The organism is Micromonospora maris AB-18-032 (genome assembly GCF_000204155.1).
Taxonomy (GTDB): Bacteria; Actinomycetota; Actinomycetes; order Mycobacteriales; family Micromonosporaceae; genus Micromonospora; species Micromonospora gifhornensis.
In genome coordinates, this window is the sequence record NC_015434.1 from 4000521 (window position 1) to 4021500 (window position 20980).

The 20980-nt window shown below is 71.2% G+C and carries 23 protein-coding genes, 1 pseudogene and 1 riboswitch; of the genes and pseudogenes, 9 read left to right on the forward strand and 15 right to left on the reverse strand.

Features of this window, described 5'->3' with window-relative positions:
- The first annotated feature begins 60 nt into the window (after positions 1–60).
- From VAB18032_RS17660 to VAB18032_RS17685, 6 genes and pseudogenes are all read left to right on the forward strand, one after another.
- On the forward strand, positions 61–486 hold the full coding sequence (locus VAB18032_RS17660; RefSeq protein ID WP_013734241.1) for an STAS domain-containing protein: 426 nt from the start codon (positions 61–63) through the stop codon (positions 484–486).
- A gap of 37 nt (positions 487–523) precedes the next feature.
- Positions 524–793 carry a hypothetical protein gene (locus tag VAB18032_RS17665; RefSeq protein WP_013734242.1) on the forward strand — a complete coding sequence of 90 codons (270 nt, stop codon included), beginning with the start codon at positions 524–526 and terminating at the stop codon, positions 791–793.
- An 86-nt stretch (positions 794–879) separates the two neighbouring features.
- Positions 880–1440: pseudogene (locus tag VAB18032_RS17670) on the forward strand (STAS domain-containing protein); the annotation flags it as partial.
- Positions 1441–1699: 259 nt separating this feature from the next.
- The gene (locus VAB18032_RS17675; RefSeq protein ID WP_013734244.1) at positions 1700–2473 is read left to right on the forward strand and encodes a hypothetical protein; all 774 of its coding nucleotides are present in this window, start codon (positions 1700–1702) and stop codon (positions 2471–2473) included.
- Between the two features lie 113 nt (positions 2474–2586).
- Complete coding sequence (locus VAB18032_RS17680; RefSeq protein WP_043724824.1) at positions 2587–3099, forward strand: DUF6529 family protein; 513 nt, start codon at positions 2587–2589, stop codon at positions 3097–3099.
- A 25-nt stretch (positions 3100–3124) separates the two neighbouring features.
- A complete protein-coding gene (locus tag VAB18032_RS17685; RefSeq protein WP_013734246.1) occupies positions 3125–3640 on the forward strand; it encodes a Rieske (2Fe-2S) protein in 516 nt (171 codons plus the stop codon).
- A gap of 109 nt (positions 3641–3749) precedes the next feature.
- On the opposite strand, the gene VAB18032_RS17690 is transcribed toward VAB18032_RS17685, so the two are convergent.
- From VAB18032_RS17690 to VAB18032_RS17720, 7 genes are all read right to left on the reverse strand, one after another.
- On the reverse strand, positions 3750–5729 hold the full coding sequence (locus tag VAB18032_RS17690) for a cellulase family glycosylhydrolase (protein ID WP_013734247.1): 1980 nt from the start codon (positions 5727–5729) through the stop codon (positions 3750–3752).
- A gap of 166 nt (positions 5730–5895) precedes the next feature.
- Positions 5896–6588, reverse strand: coding sequence for an urea ABC transporter ATP-binding subunit UrtE (gene urtE, locus VAB18032_RS17695; protein ID WP_013734248.1), 693 nt, complete (start codon positions 6586–6588; stop codon positions 5896–5898).
- Complete coding sequence (gene urtD, locus VAB18032_RS17700; protein ID WP_013734249.1) at positions 6588–7355, reverse strand: urea ABC transporter ATP-binding protein UrtD; 768 nt, start codon at positions 7353–7355, stop codon at positions 6588–6590. Before urtD ends, urtE begins: the two co-directional genes overlap by 1 nt.
- On the reverse strand, positions 7352–8512 hold the full coding sequence (gene urtC / locus VAB18032_RS17705; RefSeq protein WP_013734250.1) for an urea ABC transporter permease subunit UrtC: 1161 nt from the start codon (positions 8510–8512) through the stop codon (positions 7352–7354). Before urtC ends, urtD begins: the two co-directional genes overlap by 4 nt.
- The gene (urtB, locus tag VAB18032_RS17710) at positions 8509–9396 is read right to left on the reverse strand and encodes an urea ABC transporter permease subunit UrtB (RefSeq protein WP_013734251.1); all 888 of its coding nucleotides are present in this window, start codon (positions 9394–9396) and stop codon (positions 8509–8511) included. Before urtB ends, urtC begins: the two co-directional genes overlap by 4 nt.
- Positions 9397–9467: 71 nt before the next feature.
- Complete coding sequence (urtA, locus tag VAB18032_RS17715) at positions 9468–10712, reverse strand: urea ABC transporter substrate-binding protein (RefSeq protein ID WP_013734252.1); 1245 nt, start codon at positions 10710–10712, stop codon at positions 9468–9470.
- Positions 10713–11192: 480 nt separating this feature from the next.
- A complete protein-coding gene (locus VAB18032_RS17720) occupies positions 11193–12320 on the reverse strand; it encodes a substrate-binding domain-containing protein (RefSeq protein ID WP_081476284.1) in 1128 nt (375 codons plus the stop codon).
- Between the two features lie 97 nt (positions 12321–12417).
- Between VAB18032_RS17720 and VAB18032_RS17725 the strand changes: the two genes are divergently transcribed.
- Positions 12418–12867 (forward strand): MarR family winged helix-turn-helix transcriptional regulator, encoded by a 450-nt coding sequence (locus VAB18032_RS17725; RefSeq protein WP_013734254.1) that lies wholly within the window; start codon positions 12418–12420, stop codon positions 12865–12867.
- Positions 12868–13137: 270 nt separating this feature from the next.
- The gene (locus tag VAB18032_RS17730) at positions 13138–13458 is read left to right on the forward strand and encodes a hypothetical protein (RefSeq protein WP_013734255.1); all 321 of its coding nucleotides are present in this window, start codon (positions 13138–13140) and stop codon (positions 13456–13458) included.
- Between the two features lie 112 nt (positions 13459–13570).
- On the opposite strand, the gene VAB18032_RS17735 is transcribed toward VAB18032_RS17730, so the two are convergent.
- From VAB18032_RS17735 to VAB18032_RS17770, 8 genes are read right to left on the reverse strand one after another with little or no spacing between them, the layout of a single operon-like run.
- The gene (locus VAB18032_RS17735) at positions 13571–14317 is read right to left on the reverse strand and encodes an SAM-dependent methyltransferase (RefSeq protein WP_013734256.1); all 747 of its coding nucleotides are present in this window, start codon (positions 14315–14317) and stop codon (positions 13571–13573) included.
- 60 nt (positions 14318–14377) lie between these two features.
- Positions 14378–14725, reverse strand: coding sequence for a DUF6968 family protein (locus tag VAB18032_RS30175; protein ID WP_013734257.1), 348 nt, complete (start codon positions 14723–14725; stop codon positions 14378–14380).
- On the reverse strand, positions 14709–15506 hold the full coding sequence (locus VAB18032_RS17745; RefSeq protein ID WP_013734258.1) for an urease accessory protein UreD: 798 nt from the start codon (positions 15504–15506) through the stop codon (positions 14709–14711). The genes VAB18032_RS30175 and VAB18032_RS17745 overlap by 17 nt, the downstream gene beginning before the upstream one ends.
- Complete coding sequence (ureG, locus tag VAB18032_RS17750) at positions 15506–16261, reverse strand: urease accessory protein UreG (RefSeq protein WP_013734259.1); 756 nt, start codon at positions 16259–16261, stop codon at positions 15506–15508. The genes VAB18032_RS17745 and ureG overlap by 1 nt, the downstream gene beginning before the upstream one ends.
- Complete coding sequence (locus VAB18032_RS17755) at positions 16251–16955, reverse strand: urease accessory protein UreF (protein ID WP_013734260.1); 705 nt, start codon at positions 16953–16955, stop codon at positions 16251–16253. The genes ureG and VAB18032_RS17755 overlap by 11 nt, the downstream gene beginning before the upstream one ends.
- Positions 16955–18658, reverse strand: coding sequence for an urease subunit alpha (locus tag VAB18032_RS17760; protein WP_013734261.1), 1704 nt, complete (start codon positions 18656–18658; stop codon positions 16955–16957). Before VAB18032_RS17760 ends, VAB18032_RS17755 begins: the two co-directional genes overlap by 1 nt.
- Positions 18655–18984 (reverse strand): urease subunit beta, encoded by a 330-nt coding sequence (locus VAB18032_RS17765; protein WP_013734262.1) that lies wholly within the window; start codon positions 18982–18984, stop codon positions 18655–18657. The genes VAB18032_RS17760 and VAB18032_RS17765 overlap by 4 nt, the downstream gene beginning before the upstream one ends.
- Positions 18981–19283, reverse strand: coding sequence for an urease subunit gamma (locus VAB18032_RS17770; protein ID WP_013734263.1), 303 nt, complete (start codon positions 19281–19283; stop codon positions 18981–18983). The genes VAB18032_RS17765 and VAB18032_RS17770 overlap by 4 nt, the downstream gene beginning before the upstream one ends.
- 411 nt (positions 19284–19694) lie before the next feature.
- Positions 19695–19807, forward strand: a riboswitch (SAM riboswitch).
- A gap of 283 nt (positions 19808–20090) precedes the next feature.
- Between VAB18032_RS17770 and VAB18032_RS17780 the strand changes: the two genes are divergently transcribed.
- Positions 20091–20951, forward strand: a complete 861-nt coding sequence (locus VAB18032_RS17780; protein WP_013734264.1) for an ABC transporter substrate-binding protein — start codon at positions 20091–20093, stop codon at positions 20949–20951.
- The last annotated feature ends 29 nt before the right edge of the window (positions 20952–20980 follow it).

Below are 20980 nucleotides of genomic sequence, written 5' to 3' on the forward strand. Positions count from 1 at the left end.
TGCCAACCCCGCTGGGCAGGGTGAGAGCCACCTGGGGACCGCCGGAGAGGGGGCAGCGACGTGACCACGCCACGACGCCCCGAGTGCACCGTGCCGCTGGTGGAGGTGGCCATCACCGAGTTCGACCTGGCCTGCCTGCCGGAGACCGGCACGGTGTTCGACCGACTGCTCACCCTGCACCCCGGCCAGGTCGTGGTCGATCTTTCCGACTGTCGGCACATCGACGCGGCGGGCATCGGGCTGCTGCTCGACGTGCACCGCCGGATGCTGCGCATCGGCGGAGTGCTGTCGGTACGCAATCCCAATCCGCGCATCGCCCGCATTCTGCAGACCGCCCGGCTGGACCAGATCCTGCCGGTGCACGTCGACGGCGCGGCACCGTCGGCCGTGACCACCGCCCCTGGGGCTGTATCCAGTGACGCGGCCGTGAGTGCCGCCGGTCATCCGACGGTGTACGGCCGGGCGGCCGTCACCGTACGCAGCTGACCCGGCGAACACCGCCACCGCCAGGACGAGGAGCAGCATGACCATTCCCGGGATCGCCGCAGCCGTCGCCGTCGGTCTCACCGTCGGGGCGCTCGGCCGGCTCGTCGTTCCCGGCCGTCCCGGTGTCCCGCTGTGGCTCACCATGACCATCGGCGCCGCCGCCGCGCTGCTCGGCGCCATCAGCGCCTGGCTCGTCGGCGCACGTGAGCTCAATCTGCTGGCGCTGATCGTGCAAGCCGGTCTGGCCACGATCGGCGTGGTGATCGTGCTCGCCACCGCCAGCAAGGAACACTCAGACTCCCGCTGAGCCGACCCGGCGACGGCTCAGCGGCCGTCCGCCCCGAGTCCCGTCCCGTTCCGCCCCCGCACCGCCAGCACCGGAGAGGAAACAGGATGACCGTCGTACCGGACGACAACCTGATGACCCTGATCTGCGACACGTGCGGCGAGACCACCACCGGCATGGCCTGCGTGCTGCCCGATGCCGAGGTCGTCTGGACGCTGGTTTCCGATCACGGCTGGAGCGGCTCCCCGTTCGCCACCGGTCCGCACCGCTGCCCACGGTGCAGCACCCTGCCGCCGGGCGCCACCACGAACGGCGGCCCCGACCGGCTCGGTGCCGGCGAGCCCGCGGCCGGCGCCGACGGGCAGGGTCACGAGGTCACGGTGCTCAGCAGCGACGCCGTCATCGGCGCGGAGTCCGGCGAGGCGCTGCGTGCCGCGTTGCGCGCGGCCGCCAGCCTGGCCGGGACTGTCGTGGTGGACCTGGCACGGGTCCAGGTCATCGACTCGGTCGGGCTGGGCCTGCTGGTCCGCGCGCACCGGGAGGTCCGCGAGCGCGGCGAGCGGCTCTGCCTGGCCGCCCCGTCGCGCTTCATCCGTACCGTGCTGCACACGATGAAGCTCGACGGCGTCTTCCCGATCTTCGCCAGCCTCGACGAGGCCCTCACCCAGCTGCGTGCCCAGACCACCGCCACCGGCGACCCGGTACGGGTCGACGTGACGCCGGCCGAGGCCGGCCGGGTGCGGACCAGGGCGCCCCGAAACGCCACCGCCGGCCGCCGCCCGGCCACCCGGCTCACCGTCTGAGCCCTGGCCACCGGTCGGGTGGGGCGGCCCGGCCCGGGGTACCGCCGCACGGCGAAGAGGTTTTCCAGCCGGTGTTGAACCGATCCACTTCCGATGCCGTACCTGATGGCGAAGGGAGTGGCCCATGAAGCGCCTGACCCCGTTGCTCACCCTCCTGTCGGGGGCGGTGACGGCTGCCGTGCTGTTCACGATGAGTGCGCAGGCATCACCGCCGCGCACCCAGCCCACCGGCGAGAACGCCCCACCGGCAGTCGCCGCGCCGCCGCAGGACGAGGCGGACGTCGACGACGAGGCTCCGGTGGACGACGAGCAACCCGATCCGGAGGACAGCCGCCAGCCGGGAGTCTCCCCGCCCGACGAGCCGGAGGAGTCGCCGGACGGCGTCGACGTCTCCTCGGTCGAGCAGAACTGGATCGGCCAGCTGGAGAACGGCGCCACCATCGCCATCACGGTCTCCGGCGGCAAGGCCGAGGCGTACGTCTGCGACGGCCGGAGCATGGAGGTGTGGCTGTCCGGCACGGTCCGCGACGGAAAGATCGAACTGACCGGCAAGGACGCCAAGCTGACCGGCATCATCCGGGGTGACAGCGCCAGCGGCGAGATGATCGTCGGCGTACGGCGCTGGAAGTTCACCGCCCGGCCGGACAGCGAGACGGTCGACGAGGCGGAGACCAAGTCCGGCGCGGGCACCGACCCGGCGATCTACCGCGCGACCGACGAGGTCCGCAAGGCCGGCATCGACGGCGGCTGGATCATGCTGCCCGACGGTACGCAGATCGGCATCGTCACCTGGAACGGCAAGCCGATCCCCGCGCCGCCGCTGGACCCGGCCTTCAACAGCACAGTGGTCAACGGAGTCACCATCGTCGCCGAGCCGGTCATCCCCGGAGCGCGGTGATGTCCCAGCACCGGCAGGGCAACGTGCGTACGGTGCCCCGCCGCCCGCCGGAGCCCGACGTCGAGGTGATCCGCGAGTTCGGCGCGGCACCGGCGCCGCGACGGCGGCCGTCGATGATGGTGCCGCTGCTGGTCGGGGCGGGCGTGGCGGTGGCGCTGGGCGTCTACGGCCGCAACCACACCCCGACCGGCATCGCGGTCAACGTGGCCGGCTTCTCGTCACCGCTGACGGTGAAGGTGTGGCTGGGCACCGGGGCGGCGTTCTTCGCCGTCATCCAGCTGCTGTCCGCGCTGTCCATGTGGGGCCGGCTCGGCGGGTTCTCCCCGTCCTGGGCCGGTGCCGCGCACCGCTGGTCGGGGCGGATCGCCTTCCTGCTGACCGTACCGGTCGCGGTGCACTGTCTGTACGCGCTCGGCTTCGACGGCTACGACACCCGTACGCTGCTGCACTCCGTGCTGGGTTGCTTCTTCTTCGGCGCGTTCGCCACCAAGATGCTCACCCTGCCCAAACGCGGTCTCGCCGGCTGGGTGCTGCCGGTGCTCGGTGGGGTGGTCTTCGTCGCCCTGATCGGCATCTTCCTGACCTCGTCGGTGTGGTACTTCACCACCTTCGGCATCCAGTTCTGATCTTCGAGAGGGCGGAGCAGCCACGATGAACCACGAGCAGGCCGGCTGTTGCCGGTCGCGACGGGCCCTGTTGGCCGGCACCGGCGCGGCGGGAGTGGCCGCGCTGACCGGCTGCGCGACGTACGGCCAGCCGGCGGCCGCCCCGCCACCCGCCGCACCGGGCGGCAACACCGCCCCGGCCGGGGGTAGCGCCGCCCCCGGCGGGGGCAGTCCCGCTCCCGGCGGATCCGGTGCGCCGGACGACGAGCCGGGCCCACCGGCGCTGGCCACGCTCGCCGACATTCCGGTCGGCGGTGGAGCGATCTTCGCCTCGGCCGGGGTGGTGGTCACCCAGCCCACCGAGGGCACCATCAAGGCGTTCTCGGCCACCTGCACCCACCAGGGCTGCACGGTCACCTCGGTCGACAACGGCGCCATCACCTGCGCCTGCCACAACAGCGTCTTCGACATCGCCGACGGCTCGGTACGCAGTGGACCGGCACGTGCCCCGCTGCCGGCCGCGAACGTCACAGTCGACGGTGACGCCATCCGGCTGGCCTAGACGCGGCCCATCCCAGGCCCGGGCCGCGCGGGGCCGTCCGGATCACGTGATCCGGACGGCCCCTGCCCCACCCGCCGGGCGGATGGGGCAGGGGTGCGCGCCGGTCGCGTCAGGACGCGACGCAGCTCAGCCCGGTCGGCACGCCCGATCCGTTGCCGGTCAGCCCGAAGGTGGTGCTGGCCGAGGCGGCCAGTTGCCCGTTGTACGGCTCGTTTCGCACCGTCACCGAGGTACCGGACGTGGTCAACCTGCCGTTCCACAGTGACGAGATGGTGGTGCCGGCCGGGGCGGTCCAGTTGACCGTCCAGCCGCCGATCGCCGCGGTGCCGGAATTGCGTACGGTCACCTCCGCCTGGTAGCCGCCCTGCCAGGAGTTGACCACCCGGTACGTCGCGGCGCAGCCCTGATCGCCACCACCGCCGTTGTCGGCCGGTGTGGTCAGGGTCAACGGCGGTGAGGCCGCCGAGATGTTGCCTGCCGCATCGCGTGCCCGCACCGTGAAGGTGTAGCTGGTCGAGGCGGTCAGGTTGGTGGCCCGGTAGCTGGTGCCGGAGACCGTGACCACGCTGGCCCCACCGGAGCCGCTGGTGGTCCGCAGCACCTCGTACGCGGTGACACCCACGTTGTCGGTGGCGGCGGCCCAGTTCAGCGTGGCGGCGGTGGCGGTCACCTCGGTGGCCGTGGGCTGGCCCGGGGCGGTCGGCGCGGTGGTGTCCACCGGGTCGGTGCCGTCGGCGTAGCGCTCGGCGAGGCTGATGCCGGTGGTGGCGCCGGCGCCACCGAGGCGTACCTGGTGGTCCAGGCCGACGAACTTGCCGTTGTGCTGCCACAGCGCCGGCTTGAGCATCTGGTTGTACTTCGTCTCGTCCCAGCTGGTCCAGTCGTCGAGCAGCAGACCACCGGTGTCACCGGAGTTGGGGTTGAGGCACCAGAAGGTGTGGTGGATGCCGTTGTCGATCATCAGGTCGCGCAGCGCGGCCATCCAGCGGTCCTGCCGGGCGTCCTGGCCCAGTCGTCCGCCCCATTCACCGATCAGCAGCGGGGCGATGTTCTGTTCGTGGATGTAGAACCAGTTCGGTCGCCACACGTCGTTGGTCAGCGACTCCTTGTCGAAGTCACCGGCGAACCAGGGCTGCTCGAACACCAGCGGCCCGTAGTCGTGCGGCGAGTAGACCAGCTGGTCCTGGTGCGCGCCCAGGTCGACCGGGTGCTCGGCGACGCCGCGCAGGTTGCCGCCCCACCAGTTGTAGAAGTAGTTGGGGCTGCGGTCCGGGTTGGTGTTGGGCGAGTTCCAGGTGGCGCCGGGACGCGGGTAGACCTCGATGCCTTCGCAGAGGATCAGCAGGTTCGGGTTGATGGCCAGGATCCGCTTGCCCGCCGTCTCGCAGGCGTACTTGAAGTTGTCCTGGTCGGTGCTGGAGTCCCACTTGGCCCGCTGCGGGTCGTTGGGGGTGCCGTGCGGCTCGTTCTTGATGTCCATCGCGACGATGGTGTCGTTGGTGCGGTAGCGGGTGGTGACCCATTCCCAGCCCTGGTAGAACAGCTCCGAGGTGACGGTGCCCTTCCACCACACGGGGTAGGTGTGCCCGGAGTTGTCGGCCTCGGCGCTGTGCACGTCGAGCATGACCTTGAGGCCGTACTTCTCGCACAGTTGGAGCCAGTAGTCGAAGACCTGGAGGTTGTTCATGCCCTCCAGCTCCGGGTTGACGTACGTGTTGACGTTCGGCCGGATCGCCTGGCCGGCCTTCCACTCCAGCAGCAGCTGAGTGGAGATGGGCACCCGGACGATGTTGATGCCGCGCTGGGCCATCTGGCGGGTGATGTTCTCGATGTTGGCCGACCACAGACCGTGGAAGACCCGTTCGGTGGCGTTGAAGCCGAACCAGTTGGCGCCGGTCAGCCAGACCTGGTTGCCGGCCTCGTCGACGATCTTGTTGCCGTCGGTACGCAGCCAGTCGTTGGCCGGGACGGCGGCGCTCGTCACGGCGTCAGCCGTGGGTGCCGCCGTTGCGGCGGGCGCGGCGGCAGCCAGGCCGAGCAGCACCGCAGCCGCGGTGGCGACGGCCTGGATTTTTCTCCGTGCGGACATGCGACTTCCTCTGTGGTGGGTGATGAGGAACGTCGACACAACGGCCCTGCCCGAGGCCGTGGGAGCGCTTCCATCGACACCTTATGCGGTCGTCGCCAGCAGCGGAAGTGGAGGCACGCCGTTTCGGCGGTGACACCACCGACACGGAGTCGATCAACCGCCGCCGCTACACGGCGAGCGCCTCCCGGACGGTGAGCTCCGCGTCGCCGCCACCCTCGCCCGCGGAGGTGACCCGGCCGGACTCCAGCACGTGGTAGCGGTCGGCGACCCGCAACGCGAACCCGAGATGCTGCTCGACCAGCAACACGCTGAACCCGGTCTGCGCGATCAACGCCACGATCCGGTCCTGGATCTCGGCCACCACCGACGGTTGGATGCCCTCGGTCGGCTCGTCGAGCATCAGCAACCGGGGTCGGGTGATCAGCGCCCGGGCGATGGCCAGTTGCTGGCGTTGCCCGCCGGAGAGCAGCCCGGCCCGCCGACGCAGCAGCGGTTGCAGTGCCGGGAACAGGTCCAGCACCTCGGCGGTGGCCGCCGCACCGTCGCGGCGACCGTCGGCGACCAGGCGCAGGTTCTCCGCCGCCGTCAGGTGCGGGAAACACTGCTGCCCCTGCGGCACGTACGCGATGCCCCGGGCGACCCGCTGGTGCGGGGCGAGCCGGGTGATGTCCTCGCCGTCCCACTCGACCTGACCGGCGGTGGGCCGCAGCAGCCCGGCGGCGACCCGCAGCAGGGTGGACTTGCCGGCGCCGTTGTGCCCGAGCACCGTGGCGACCCCGTCGCCGGGCACCTGGACGTCGACGCCGTGCAGCACCCGGCTGCGACCGTAGCCGGCGTGCACGCCACGCAGACTGAACATCATGCCTCCAGAGGGGTCGGACCGGCGTCGACCGGGTGACCGAGGTAGACCTCCTGCACGCGGGGGTCGGCCTGCACCTGGGCGACGCTGCCCTCGCTGAGCACCCGGCCGGCGTGCAGCACGGTGACCGTCCGCGCGAACCGGCGCAGGAAGTCCATGTCGTGCTCGATGACCACCACCGTCCGGTCCCGGCTGACCTGCTCCAACAGCTCACCGGTGGCGTCGCGTTCCTCGTGGCTCATCCCGGCCACCGGCTCGTCGAGCAGCAGCAGCCGGGCGTCCTGCACGAGCAGCATGCCGATCTCCAGCCACTGCTTCTGACCGTGGGCGAGGGTGCCGGCGAGCTGGTCGGCCCGGCCCGCCAGGCCGATCACCTCCAGAGCCTCGGCCACCTCGTCGGGGATGCCGTGCCGGCGACGCAGCAGGGTCGCCCAGCCGCGCCGGGCGCCGGCCGCGATGTCGAGGTTCTGCAGGACGGTGAGTTCCTCGAAGACCGTGGAGGTCTGGAAGGTACGCCCCACCCCGAGGCGACTGATCCGGTGCACCGGGCGGCCGAGCAGTTCCCGGTCGTCGAAGCGTACCGAGCCGGTGGCCTTGACCAGCCCGGTCACCGCGTCGACCAGGGTGGTCTTACCGGCACCGTTGGGGCCGATCAGGAACCGGATGTCCCCCGGCGCCACGTCGAGGCTCACCCCGTCGACCGCGGTGAAGCCGTCGAAGCTGACCCGCAGATCCCGTACGTAGAGTCCGGGTAGTTGTTCCGTCACGACGCCTGCCCTTCCGTGCGGCGGGTCCGCCGCAGCCGGCCGAACCACCGCTCACCGTCGCCGCGGCGGGCCAGGCCGATCAGCGAGGCCAGGCCGCCGGGCAGGAACGCCACCACCACCACGAACAACAGCCCCTGCAGGTACGTCCAGCCGCCCGGAAACCGTTCCGACAGGGCGGTACGCGCCCAGGCCACCGCCACCGCGCCGAGCACCGGCCCGAGCAGGGTGGCCCGTCCACCGACGGCCACCCCGATGACGAACTCGATGGACGGGACGATCCCGATCAGGGCCGGGGAGATGATGCCGACCGCGGGCACGAACAGCGCACCGGCCAGCCCGGCCATGCCGGCGGCCACCACGTACGCGACGAGTTTCACTGCTGCCGGGTCGTACCCGAGGAAACGGACCCTCTCCTCGCCGTCGCGTACGGCCACCAGCAGTTCGCCGTAGCGGCACTGCATCAGGTGCCGGGCCAGGACCAGCAGCGCCAGCAGGGTGCCGGCGATGATGAAGTAGACCATCCGCTGGTTGACCGGGTCGTCCAGGTCGTAGCCGAAGAAGCCCTGGATGTCGGTGAGGCCGTTGGTGCCGCCGGTGGTGCCCTGCTGGCCGATCAGCAGGATCACCATGGCGGCGGCGAGGGCCTGACTCAGGATGGCGAAGTACGCACCGCGGACCCGACGGCGGAACACCAGCGAGCCGAGCACGAACGCCACCGCCATCGGCAGCAGCACCGTGGCGGGCAGGGCGAACCAGGGGCTGGCGAAGGGTCGCCACCACAGTGGCAACTCGTCGAGTTGCCCGTACAGCAGCATGAAGTCGGGCATGTTGCCCGGTCCCGCGTCGGCGAGCTTGAGGTGCATGGCCATCGCGTAGCCGCCGAGGCCGAAGAAGACGCCCTGGCCGAGGGCGAGCATGCCGCCGCGACCCCAGGCCAGGCCGATACCGACCGCGACCATCGCCACGCAGAGGTACTTGGCCAGCAGGGAGAGCCGGAAGTCCGACAGCACCAGCGGCGCCACGGCGAACAACAGCGCGGCGCCGAAGGCGAAGCCGGCAACGGCGCGGAAGCGGTGCCGCGACGGCCCGGCCGCCGGCTTGGCCGGTGGCGGCGCGGGGTCGACGACGGTACGGGAATCACGGGCGACGGTGGTCATGCCAGGCTCCGGGTTCGCAGGGTGAACATGCCCTGGGGCCGCCACTGGAGGAACGCGACGATGGCGACGAAGACCATCACCTTGGCGACGCTGAGGGTGGTCAGGTACTCGCCGGTGGCCTGGAGCACGCCCAGGGCGAAGGCGACGATCACGGTGCCCTTGAGCTGACCGATCCCGCCGACCACCACCACCAGGAAGGCATCGATGATCAGGTTGGTGCCCATGGTGGGGCCGATCGGGCCGAGCAGGGTGAGGGCGACACCGGCGATGCCGGCCAGGCCGGAGCCGATGAAGAAGGTCATCCGGTCGACCCGGGCGGTGGCGATGCCGGAGACGGCGGCCAGGTCACGGTTCTGCACCACGGCCCGGATCCGGCGGCCCAGCGGAGTGATGCGCAACGCGACGGTCAGCGCGACGACGGCGCCGCCGGCCAGTGCCAGGATGAACAGCCGGTTGTTGGCGACGGTGATCCCGCCGGGCAGCGCAATGTTGCCGGTGAGCAGTTCGGGGGCCCGGGTCTGCACGTTGGGGCTGCCGAAGATGTCGCGGGCCAACTGTTGCAGGATCAGCGACACCCCCCAGGTGACCAGCAGGGTGTCCAGGGGGCGGGCGTAGAGGCGGCGGATCAGCAGGAACTCCAGCAGCACACCCATCGCGCCGGCCACCACGAAGGCCACCGGCAGGGCGATCAGCAGTGACCAGCCGGCCGCCGTGATGACCTGTTGCAGAACAAAGGTGGTGTACGCGCCGGCCATGATGAACTCGCCGTGCGCCATGTTGATCACGCCCATCTGGCCGAACGTGAGGGCCAGGCCGAGCGCGATGAGCAGCAGCACCGCTCCGATGCTGACGCCGGTGAAGAGTTGGCCGATGAGAACTGTCACGGTGGGTACTCCGTACTGCTGGTGGGGCGGTTCGGGCGGAACCGTGAGTCCCGCCCGAACCGGAGTGCCGGCTAGCTCAGGCCACCGGCCCACGGGTAGCTCTTGAGGTACGGGTCCGGGGTGATCGGCTTGCCCGAGTTCCACACCTCGGTGATCAGGCCGTCCGGGCCGACCTTGCCGACGCGGGCGGTCTTGGCGATGTGCTGGGTCGCGCCGTCCACGGTGACCAGGCCCTCGGGCGCCTCGAAGGTGATGCCGTCGGAGGCCTTGCGGACCTGCTCCACCTCGAAGGTGCCGGCCTTCTCCACCATCGCCTTCCAGAGGTAGACCGAGACGTAGGCGGCCTCCATCGGGTCGCTCGTCGGCTTGTCCGCCCCGTACTTGGCCTTGTACGCGGCGACGAACTTCTCGTTCGCCGCACCCGGGGTGGTCTGGTAGTAGTTCCAGGCGGTCAGCTGCCCCTCCAGGTACTGGGTGCCGATGCTCTTGACCTCCTCCTCGGCGATCGACACCGACACCACCGGCATGCTGGTGGCGGTCAGCCCGGCGGACTTGTACTCCTTGAAGAAGGCGACATTGCTGTCACCGTTGAGGGTGTTGAAGACCGCGTCCGCACCGGAGGACTTCACCTTGTTGGTGATCGTGCCGAACTCGGTGGAGCCGAGCGGGGCGTAGTCCTCCCCCAGCACAGTCATTCCATTGGCCTCGGCGTACGCCTTGATGATTTTGTTCGCGGTACGCGGGAAGACGTAGTCGGAACCGACCAGGTAGAGCGACTTGGCGCCCTGTGCCTTGAGGTAGTCCAGGCCGGGAACGATCTGCTGGTTGGTCGTCGCCCCGGTGTAGAAGATGTACGGCGACTGCTCCAGCCCTTCGTACTGCACCGGGTAGAACAGCAGCGCCTTGTGCTTCTCGAACACCGGCTTGACGGCCTTTCGGCTGGCCGAGGTCCAGCAGCCGAAGACGGCGGCCACCCGGTCCTCGCGGATCAGTTTCTCGGCCTTTTCGGCGAAGGTCGGCCAGTCGGAGGCACCGTCCTCACCCACGGGTTGGATCTTCTTGCCGAGTACCCCGCCGGCCGCGTTGATCTCCTCGATCGCCAGCATGATCGAGTCGCGGACGGTCACCTCACTGATGGCCATCGTGCCGGACAGGGAGTTGAGCAGGCCCACCTTGACGGTGTCGCCGGAGGTGTCGGCGGTGACGCCGGCGGAGGTCTTCTCGTCGGTGGTCTTGCTGCCGCACGCGGCCAGCGCGGCCGCGGCGACCAGGGTCATGGCACCCGCCAGGATGCGTCGTCCCCGGAACAGTGTCATCAAATCTCCCTGCGTCGCACGTGAAGCGTCGAGTCAGTAGCCCGGAAACGAACGCCGGTCCCGAGCGAAGGTGTCGAGCTGCGATTGCGGTGCGGTCCGGTGGAACATCGCGGCGCCCGACGGGCGGGTGGACGCCGACCGGGCACCGACTCGGATATCGGGCAGGGAAAGCTTCGATCCGCTTCATTGCGCGGATGTTTCCCGATCCTCAATAGACTGTTTCCGCTGCCGCGTAACGGCCGGTGTCGCGGACACGGAAAATGCCGGCACCTGCCGCCCTAAAAGGGCGTACAGGCGACCGGCATACGATTATCGGCCGCAGTGGACGGAAATTATCAGACTGCCGTCGAGCGGTTGGCGACTTCCGGCTCGACACCGGATACTTCACGCAGGAAGTATCTTATGTGGCCGCTTCCCGGGCGTGTCAAGGCACGGTCGGGTCACGCCGTGATCGATTCGGCCCGATCACGCTGCCGCGGGTCAGAGTTCGGCGACGACTGTGAAATCCAGACCGTCGGCCTCGGCCAGGTAGATGCGCTGCCGCACGTGCCGCCGCCGCAGCCGCAACTCGCCACGCGGTCCGTCGTACGACACCACGTCCGCGGACGCCTCCACCGCCCGTACGTCCAACGTGCCGGCCTTGGCGATGAGCGCGGCCAGCAGCATGACCCCCTCGTAACAGGACTCGCCGAGGCTGCCCAGCGGCGGCGCCTCCAACCCGAAGCGGCGGGCGAACGCGCCGTGGAAGTCCAGGTTCTCCGGAGTGACCAGGCCGGCGAAGAAACCGGCCGTGCTGAACAGCCCTCGGGTGCCGGCCACCCCGCTGGCCAGCAGCATGTTCTCGTCCATCAGCGTGCTCAGCCGCAGACAGCGCTGATCCAGCCCGGAACGGGCGAACGCCCGGTTGAAGCGCACCGCGTCCGCACCGACCAGCAGCATCAGCACCGCGTCGGCGTCGCTGCGCTCGATGCGCCGCAACACCTCGGCGTAGTCGTGGGTCTCCAGCGGCAGGAAATGATGCCCGACCACCCGGCCGCCAGTGCGCTGCGCGTACCGGTAGGCGGCCTGCGTGGTCCGCCGGGGCCAGACGTAGTCGTTGCCGACCACGAACCAGCGCCGCACCCCCACGTCGGTGGCGAGCACCCGCATCGCCGGCAACAGCTGGGCATCCGGGGTCTCGCTGGTCAGGAAGACCCCTTCGGTACGCTCACCGCCCTCGTACAGGGCGGTGTAGACGTACGGCACCCGGTGCGCGATGCGCGGTGCCACCGCCTGACGGACCGAGGAGATGTGCCAACCGGTGACGCCCTGCACCGCACCGACCGACACCAGCGCCTCGACCTCGGCGGCCACCTCGGCCGGCGGCGCCCCACCGTCCACCGGCACCAGTCGCAGCTCCCGACCGAGCACCCCGCCACGGCCGTTGACCTCCTCGACGGCGAGTTGGGCGCAGAGCTCGCAGCTCGGGCCGAACATGCCGGCCGGCCCGCGCATCGGGTACACCAACGCGATACTGACCACGCCTCGGTCGACGGTGAGCCAGGACGTCCCGGCGGCGACGCTCTGCGCCGCCCGCGGACTCCCGATCCCCGCCGCCGGCCCGGACATGAACACATGGTGACCGCCGCCGATCCTGGTGACCAGAGCTCCCCAACAAGCGGGACGTCTCGGTACGATGACGCGGCAACCCCAAGGCGGGAGTGCCATGTCAGACCATCCCGGCTCCGCAGCCGACCTGCTGCCCCTGCTCACCCGCGCCGAACGGCTGCTCTCCCGCCGGGTCGGCGGGCTGCTGGCCGACGAGGCGCTCAGCATTGAGGCCTGGCGGGTGCTCTGCCTGCTGGCCGACGGCCTGGGCCATCCGATGAGCGAAGTGGCCGCCGAGGCGTCCCTGCCGCCGGGCACCCTGACCAAGCTGGTCGACCAACTCGTCGACCGCAACCTGGTCTTCCGTCGGGTCGACCCGATCGACCGCCGCCGTATCCGGGCCTACCTGACCGCCCGAGGCCGCCGCGAGCACGAACGCCTCTCCATGCTGATCCAGACCAACCTGGCCGCACTCAGCACAGTGGACGACATCACCCTCGCCACCCACCTGACCGCCCTCATCACCCGCCTGACCCCCCACCCCCACCCCACCCCCGCCCCCGCCTAACCCACCCACCCCACCCGCCCCGCCAGGCGATCCCCACCCCGCCCCCGCCCTCGCCCGCGCCCCGCCCTCACCCCCACCCGCGCCCCGCCCCCGCGATCTTGCACTTACGGTCGCCGATATGCGGCCTTATGAGGCTTTCGTCGGGACCAAAAGTGCAAGATCGCGGGGGCGGGGGTGGGGCGGGCGAGGGCGGGGGTGGGTGGGGGTGGGGGTGGGGGGGGCGATTCGTTGCCCGCTGTCGGGGCGGCAGGAACGACGAGGGAGCCACGGATGCCAAGCTGGCTGACGTTGCTGGGAGGCTGGCTACTCCTGATGTCCGGAGGGCTCGGCCTGTGGCGCGGCGCCACCTTGCTGCTTCGCGGTGGTTCAGAGGCCCGTGATCACAGCGGCAGGGACAGCCGGCTGGTGCTGATGGAGAGTGGCGGTCAGGCCCTGCTCGGTGCCGCGTTCCTGCTCGGCGGCATCTGGGTGCACCTGATCTGGCCGGCCCTCCTCCTTCTGACCGTTGCATGCGTGTACGGGATCAGGAGCTGGCTGCGCACGCGACGGCACCGTTCGTCTCCCTCGGTCCCCGGCCAGCCGCCTGGGTGAGGTGACCGTCAGACGAAGGCGTCGGTGGCTTGCCACCGACGACGAAGCCGGGCTGGCGGTCGGTGCCGGCACCTGATGCCGCCGTGGCAGCGATCGCCGCAGTCACGGCGGATCAGCGGCGGATCAGGGCGAAGACGCCCCAGCCCAGATGGTCGCGGCGATAGCGCACGTGGCGCAACGGATCCTCGGTCAACTCCTGCCGCAGTTCGCCGGCGAGCGGGTCGTCCGGGTTGTCGTCCAGCCAGCGGCGCAGGTTGAGCCAGTGGGCCGCCGCGTAGCGGTCCCAGCTGTCCTGGTCGGCCAGCACCATCTCGACCAGGTCCCAGCCCTGCTCACCGAAGAGCCCGACCAGGCCGGGCAGGTCCTGGAAGTCGTCCCGGTTGGTGATGTCGCAGCCCTCGACGGTCGCCTGGTCCGGTGGCTCGATCCGCCAGTACGGCTCACCGACCAGCGCCATCCCGCCGGGCCGTAGCCGCCGGGCCAGGATCTCCAGGGTGCCGGGAACACCGTCGCCGATCCAGGTGGCACCGACACAGGCCGCCACGTCGACCAGTGCCTCGCCCTCGTACGCGGCGGCGTCTCCGTGCACGAAGCGGACCTGTTCCGCCACCCCCAGTTCGGTGGCTCGCTGCCGGGCGGCGGCGGTGAAGGCGGTGCTGATGTCCACGCCGGTGCCGACCACCCCGTGGTCGCGGGCCCAGGTGCAGAGCAGCTCACCCTTTCCGCTGCACAGGTCGAGGATCGAGGTGCCCGGGGCGAGTTTCAGCGCCCGCCCCAGGGTGGCCAGCTTCTCCGCGTCGAAGGGGTTGAGGATGCGCAGGTCACCCTCGCGGATGACGAATTGTCGCGGCAGGTCCATGCACCGGCACGCTAGCCACCGGCGGCATCGGGGCCAACCGGATTACCGGGGACCGGCCGGTCAACCCGGGCTGGCGGGCGGCCCGGCCGGGCCTGGGTCGACACGCAGGCCGAAGTCCGGCTGTCCCAGCCAGTCCAGCCGGGCCGAGGTCTGCTCGGCATGTTCGGCCAGCAGCAGCCGGACCCGGTACGCGGCCAGCAGCAGCGCTTGGAGGGAGTCCACTCCGTATGCGGTCTGCACCGAATCCTCACCCAGCCCTTCGACCTGGAACGGGCAGCCCCAGTCGCCGTGGTGCGACAACGGATCCGGATCCGGCTTCCCGAGGCGGACCACCAGCTCCGAAGTGACACCTTCGGGGTCGATGACCACGATGCGTCGCTCGGCGACGACCTCACCCAGTCCGGACAACCTCGCGCTCCCCTCCCCCGGCCGAATCCCGCCCGGCCGTAGCAGTGAGGCTATTCGCAGGATTGTCCGGCTCAAGATACGACCGCAAAGTGTGTGCGTCGGGCGCGGTGGCGGTCCACAGGGTCGCCGGTCCGCCGGCCAGCGGCAGCCGGGCCAGGGTGCCGCGTACCACCGGCGACTCGGGGGGTCGGGTGGGGTCGAGAACCAGCAGCGAGCCGGTTGCCGGTGCGCCACCGAGGACCGCCGGGCCGGCCCAGCCGGGTGCCTGGGGGCCGACCGTCAACGACTGGCGCAACAGCGGCCGACCTGCCAGGTCCACCCAGGTGTTGATCTCGGCGTGACCCGGCTGCTCGCGGTGCCGGCCGCAGATCAACTCGTCCCGCCAGTGCAGGGTGCCGCCTTCGGCGACCTCCACCTGGGCGTCGGCGATGTGCGCGCAGCCGGCCGCGGCGACCAGTTGCTCCGGCAGCCAGTGCAGGACGGCCTCCGCCGCGACGGTCGCCCGCAGCAGCATCCGGGAGACCGCGCCGGGGCGGCCCGGCAGCGCGATGGAGGCGGCGACCGTCTGGACGCGTACCACCGCACCCGGGCCGACCTCGACGTCGAGCCGCAGGTCGTCGCCGGCGAGCGGACCGGCCGCACCGCCGACGACGTACACCGTGACGCCACCGCCCGGGCCGGGGACCTGGCGCAGCAGCAGAGGGCTCTCGCCGCGCAGCTCGGCCAGGGTGGTGCGGCCGTGCCGGTCGGCACGGGCCACCAGCCAGGCGGTGGCCCGCATCAGGCCTGCCCGGCGGGAACCGCCGCCCGGGTGCCGGCGCTGGGCCCGGATTCGAGGCCGGTGGCGCGGTGGTGGGCCAGTTCGTGCCGGATCCACGCGGCGACCTGGGTGGCGAGGGGATCCTCGGTGATGGACTGGAACACCGTGGGCAGGCTGCCGCGCCGGGCCCGGGCGTCGCGGTCCATCACGGACAGGTCCGCGCCGACCATCGGCGCCAGATCCGTCTTGTTGATCACCAACAGGTCGGCGGCGGTCACCCCCGGACCACCCTTGCGTGGCACCTTGTCCCCGCCGGCCACGTCGACCACGAAGATCTGCCGGTCGACCAGCCCGCGGCTGAAGGTCGCGGTCAGGTTGTCGCCGCCGCTCTCGACAAGCACCAGGTCCAGCGGGCCCAGCGCCTCGGCCAGTTCGTCGACCGCGTCGAGGTTCGCGCCGATGTCGTCACGGATGGCGGTGTGCGGGCAGCAGCCGGTCTCCACCGCCCGGATCCGGGCCGGGTCGAGCACCCCGGCCCGCTTGAGGAAGTCGGCGTCCTCGGTGGTGTAGATGTCGTTGGTCACCACACCGAGACGCAGTTCGTCGGCGAACGCCCGGCACAGCGCGGCGACCAGGGCGGTCTTGCCCGAGCCGACCGGGCCACCGATGCCGACCCGCAGCGCCCGGACGGCGGTGGGCAGCGGGGCGTGCGGGTCGACCCCCGGTTCGGGGTGGGTGTGGGGAACAGACTCGTCGTGCGTGATGTCAGGACGCAAAGAGACGCACCTCCCAGGTGGCATGAGCTTCGGCGTGGATGTCGGCCAGTGGCGCGGCGGCGGCGGGCAGCCGCCGCGGTGGTAGTTCGGCGGCCCGCGCCGCGCGGGTCGCGGTCGCGTCGCAGGCGTCGGCGAGCCGCACCAGCAGGGCCTGCACCTGGTACGGATCGAGCCCGAGCAGGCGTACGGCGGCGCTTGCCGACCCGGTCACCGTGGCGTGCACGGCGACCGTGGCGACCTGTGCCGCATCGAGGCCGGCGGCGGCCCCGACCAGACCGAGCGCGAGCGGTTGGTGCGGGCCGCCCGGTGTGGCGGGCAGGTCGTCGAAGGTCGCGGCGGGCCAGATCTCCCGACCGGCCCGCAGCAGCGCACGGCCCTGCCGACGGGACACCGCCCGCTGCGCCGGCGAGGCCGTACGGGCATCCAGTTCCGCGTCGAGCTGGGCGAGCGTCAACCGTCGATCGTGGACACCATCCGATCTCGGCGGCAGGCCGGCCGCCTGGCGGGCGGCTGCCGCGAATGCCGCCGCGACCAGGCCGGCGGTGGTCAGCCGGCCGCGCAGGTACTCGTCAAGCGTGGCCAGGTCGGTCACCCGTCCGGCCGCGACGGCCGCCTCCAGACCGGACGAGTGGGCGTGCGCCCCGGCCGGGAACCGCCCGTCGGCGACCAGCAGCGCAATCGTCGTTGCGGCCATCAGAACAGGAAGTACCGCTGGGCCATGGGCAGTTCGGTCACCGGATCCGGCTCGACCACCTCGCCGTCGATGCGGACGGTGAAGGTGTCCGGGTCGACCTCGATGCGCGGCAGGGCGTTGTTCTCCGGCAGGTCCGCCTTGCCACGCGAACGCACGTCGGCCACCGGCACCACCCGGCGGCGTACGTCGAGACGCAGCCCGGCCTCCAGCGCCGCCGGGGCCACGAACGCCAGGCTGGTCACCGCCGCCGCACCGCCGTGGGCGCCGAACATCGGCCGCGGCAGCATCGGCTGCGGAGTCGGGATCGAGGCGTTCGCATCGCCCATCTGGGCGTACGCGATCATGCCGCCCTTGATGACCAGGTGCGGTCGTACGCCGAAGAAGGCCGGCTCCCAGAGCACCAGGTCGGCGAGCTTTCCCGGCTCCACCGACCCGATCTCGTGGTCGAGGCCGTTGGCCATCGCCGCGCAGATGGTGTACTTCGCCACGTACCGCCGGGCCCGGTGGTTGTCGGCGGCGCCGTCACCCGGCAGCGCCCCCACCCGGGCCTTCATCACGTGCGCGCTCTGCCAGGTGCGCAGCACGACCTCCCCGACCCGGCCCATGGCCTGCGAGTCCGAGCCGATGATGGAGATCGCCCCGAGGTCGTGCAGCAGGTCCTCGGCGGCCATGGTGGACGGCCGGATCCGGCTCTCGGCGAAGGCCAGGTCCTCCGGTACGGCCGGGTTCAGGTGGTGACAGACCATCAGCATGTCGAGGTGCTCGGCGAGGGTGTTGCGGGTGTACGGGCGGGTCGGGTTGGTCGACGACGGCAGCACGTTCGGTTCCCCGGCGACGGTGATGATGTCCGGCGCGTGCCCACCCCCGGCCCCCTCGGTGTGGTACGAGTGGATGGCCCGCCCGCCGATCGCCCGCAGCGTGTCCGCGACGAACCCGGCCTCGTTGAGGGTGTCGGTGTGGATGGACACCTGCACGCCCGAGGCGTCCGCGACCCGCAGGCAGGCGTCGATGGCGGCCGGGGTGGTGCCCCAGTCCTCGTGCAGCTTGAACCCGCCAGCCCCGGCCCGCAGCTGCTCCCACAGCGCCTCGGTGGAGACCGTGTTGCCCTTGCCGAGCAGCAGCACGTTGACCGGGAACGTGTCGAGGGCCTCGTGCATCCGGGCCAGGTGCCAGGCGTTCGGGGTGACGGTGGTGGCGCGGGTGCCCTCGGCCGGCCCGGTGCCACCGCCGACCAGGGTGGTGACCCCGCCGGCGAGGGCCTCGGTGACGATCTGCGGGCAGATGAAGTGCACGTGGGTGTCGACCGCCCCGGCGGTGAGGATGCGGCCGTTGCCGGCGATGACCTCGGTGGCCGGGCCGATCACCAGGTCGGGGTGCACCCCGTCCATGGTGTCCGGGTTGCCGGCCCGGCCCAGCGCCACGATCCGTCCGTCGCGCAGCCCCACATCGGCCTTGACCACACCCCAGTGGTCGAGCACCACAGCACCGGTGATGACGGTGTCCAGCGCGCCCTCGGCCCGGGTGGCCCGGGACTGACCCATCGACTCGCGGATCACCTTGCCGCCACCGAAGACCGCCTCGTCGCCGCCGACGCAGTGGTCGTGTTCGACCTGGATGAGCAGGTTCGTGTCGGCCAACCGGATCCGGTCACCCGTGGTCGGCCCGTACAGCGCGGCGTAGCGGTTCCGCTCGACGATGCTCATGCCGCTCCTCCCGGCTCGGCGTCCAGTGCCCCGCCGCACTCGCCGCGCAGGCCGGGCACGATCCGGGCACCGGCCAACGGCACCAGGTCGACACTGCGGCTCACCCCCGGTTCGAAACGCACCGAGGTGCCCGCCGGTACGGCCAGCCGCTGCCCCCAGGCGATGTCCCGGTCGAAGTCCAGCGCGGGGTTGGCCTCGGCGAAGTGGTAGTGCGAGCCGACCTGCACCGGCCGGTCGCCGGTGTTGACCACCAGCAGCGTGGTCACCGGCCGCCCGGCGTTGATCTCCACCGGGTCGGCGGCCAGCAGGATCTCCCCCGGGATCACGGGATCGGGTGGTGCACCGTCACCAACTTGGTGCCGTCCGGGAACGTCGCCTCCACCTGCACCTCCCCCAGCAGCTCGGGGATGCCGTCCTGGACGTCCTCGCGGGTCAGCACGGTACGGCCGGCGGACATCAGGTCGACCACGGAGCGCCCGTCGCGGGCACCTTCGAGCAGGAAGGCGGTGATCACCGCGACGGCTTCGGGATAGTTCAGGCGCAGGCCGCGTTCGCGGCGGCGCCGGGCGACGTCGGCCGCCACGTGGACGAGCAGACGATCCTGCTCATGGGGAGTGAGATACAAGGGTGGCTCCCGGTGGGTGTCCGCGCCCGTCGACCGCCGGCTGCGACGCCTCGACGCGCCGTCCCACGGTTCGGGGCTCGCCCGTCGGGTCCCGCCACGTGTGCGGGCCTCGGGAGTTCCACCCTCCCGGCCCACCTGGCGAGGCACCGACGGTGTCTTCTCGGATGCGGACCGCACCGCCCACCGCTGAGCCGACCGTAAGGGATCACGCGGATGGTGGCAATGGGCGGCCCACATCGCGGCCCAGGCTGCTCGTGTCGACCGGCCCTGGCCCGTACGTCAGCCGCCGCCCCACCGGCGGGCTCCACGTCACGGTGCGCCTACCTGCCGCACCACCGGAGATGACCAGAGCGTGAGGGCCGTCATATCGAGTGGACGCCGACCCGTCCCCTGCTGCTAGCCTCGGCCGCAGGTCATGAGTGCCAGCGTGAAGCCCCGGCTTGCTGGCCGGCAACCCTCGTCCGCGCAGGGGTGCCCCGGGTGAGGACCAGGCACCGGTGCAACCACCGGTGCAAGCGTGGCCTGGTTTCCAGGTCATCACGACCTTGAGGGAGACCCATGTCGTACCGCAGTCGATCCGCTCCCGTGGCGGCCTGCCTCGATCTGACCCAACGTCGCCACGTCGACATGATGCGGGTCTGCAGCGCCGCGTGTAGCTGACCGCGTCGCTGCCGGTCGCCGAGCCTGCGGGCCTCGGGTGACCTGATCAACTCCCCCTCTGCCATCGGTTCATCCCAGCGGTCCGTCGCACGACGGACCGTCGGTGCGGCACGTCCGTGCCCGCCGTCGTTCATCCAGGAGACACCTGTGCGAATCGTTCCTGCCCTGACCCGGGCCGCCGCTGTCGGCGTCGCCGCAGTCCTCACCGCCGTCACGCTTACCGCCTGCGGTTCGGACTCGGCCGGCGAGGCCGACAACCCGTACAACCTGCTCCAGCCGGGGGTGCTGCGGGCCGGCACGCTCACCGACGCGCCGCCGAACGTGTACCTCAAGGACGGCAAGTTCACCGGCTTCGACAACGATCTGCTGGTCGCCGCCGCCGACAAGCTCGGGCTGAAGGTCGAGTTCGTCGGCACCGACTTCTCCGGCCTGCTCGCCCAGGTCAACAACCGCAAGTTCGACATCGGCAGTTCCTCGATCACCATCACCGAGGCGCGGAAGAAGACAGTCGACTTCGGCAACGGCTACGACTTCGGCTACCTCGGTCTCAACGTGCCCGCCGGCTCGACCCTGAGCAGCTTCGACGAGCTGGCCGGCAAGCGGGTGGTGGTCGTGCAGGGCACCGTCCAGGACGACTACGCCACCACCAAGGGCCTCGACCCGGTACGGGTGCCCGACTACAACAGCGCGCTCAACCAGCTCAAGGCGGGCACCGCGGACGCCTGGATCTCCCCGGCCGAGATCGGTGAGAAGACCGCCGCCGACAGCGGCGGCAAGATCACCGTGGCGGCGAAGGAACTCAGCCCGGCCCCGACGGCGTACGCCTTCGCCAAGGGCAACGACGCGCTGCGCGAGGCGCTGAACAAGGCCCTCGACGAGGTCATCGCCGACGGCACCTGGACCCGGCTCAACGAGCAGTACTACCCGGGTCGGGCGATCCCGGCCGACTTCGCTCCCGGCAGCGGCACCGTGACCGTCCCGTCGGCGGCCCCCTCGGCCGCTTCCTGACCGGTACGACCAGCTAGCAGGGCGGAGGT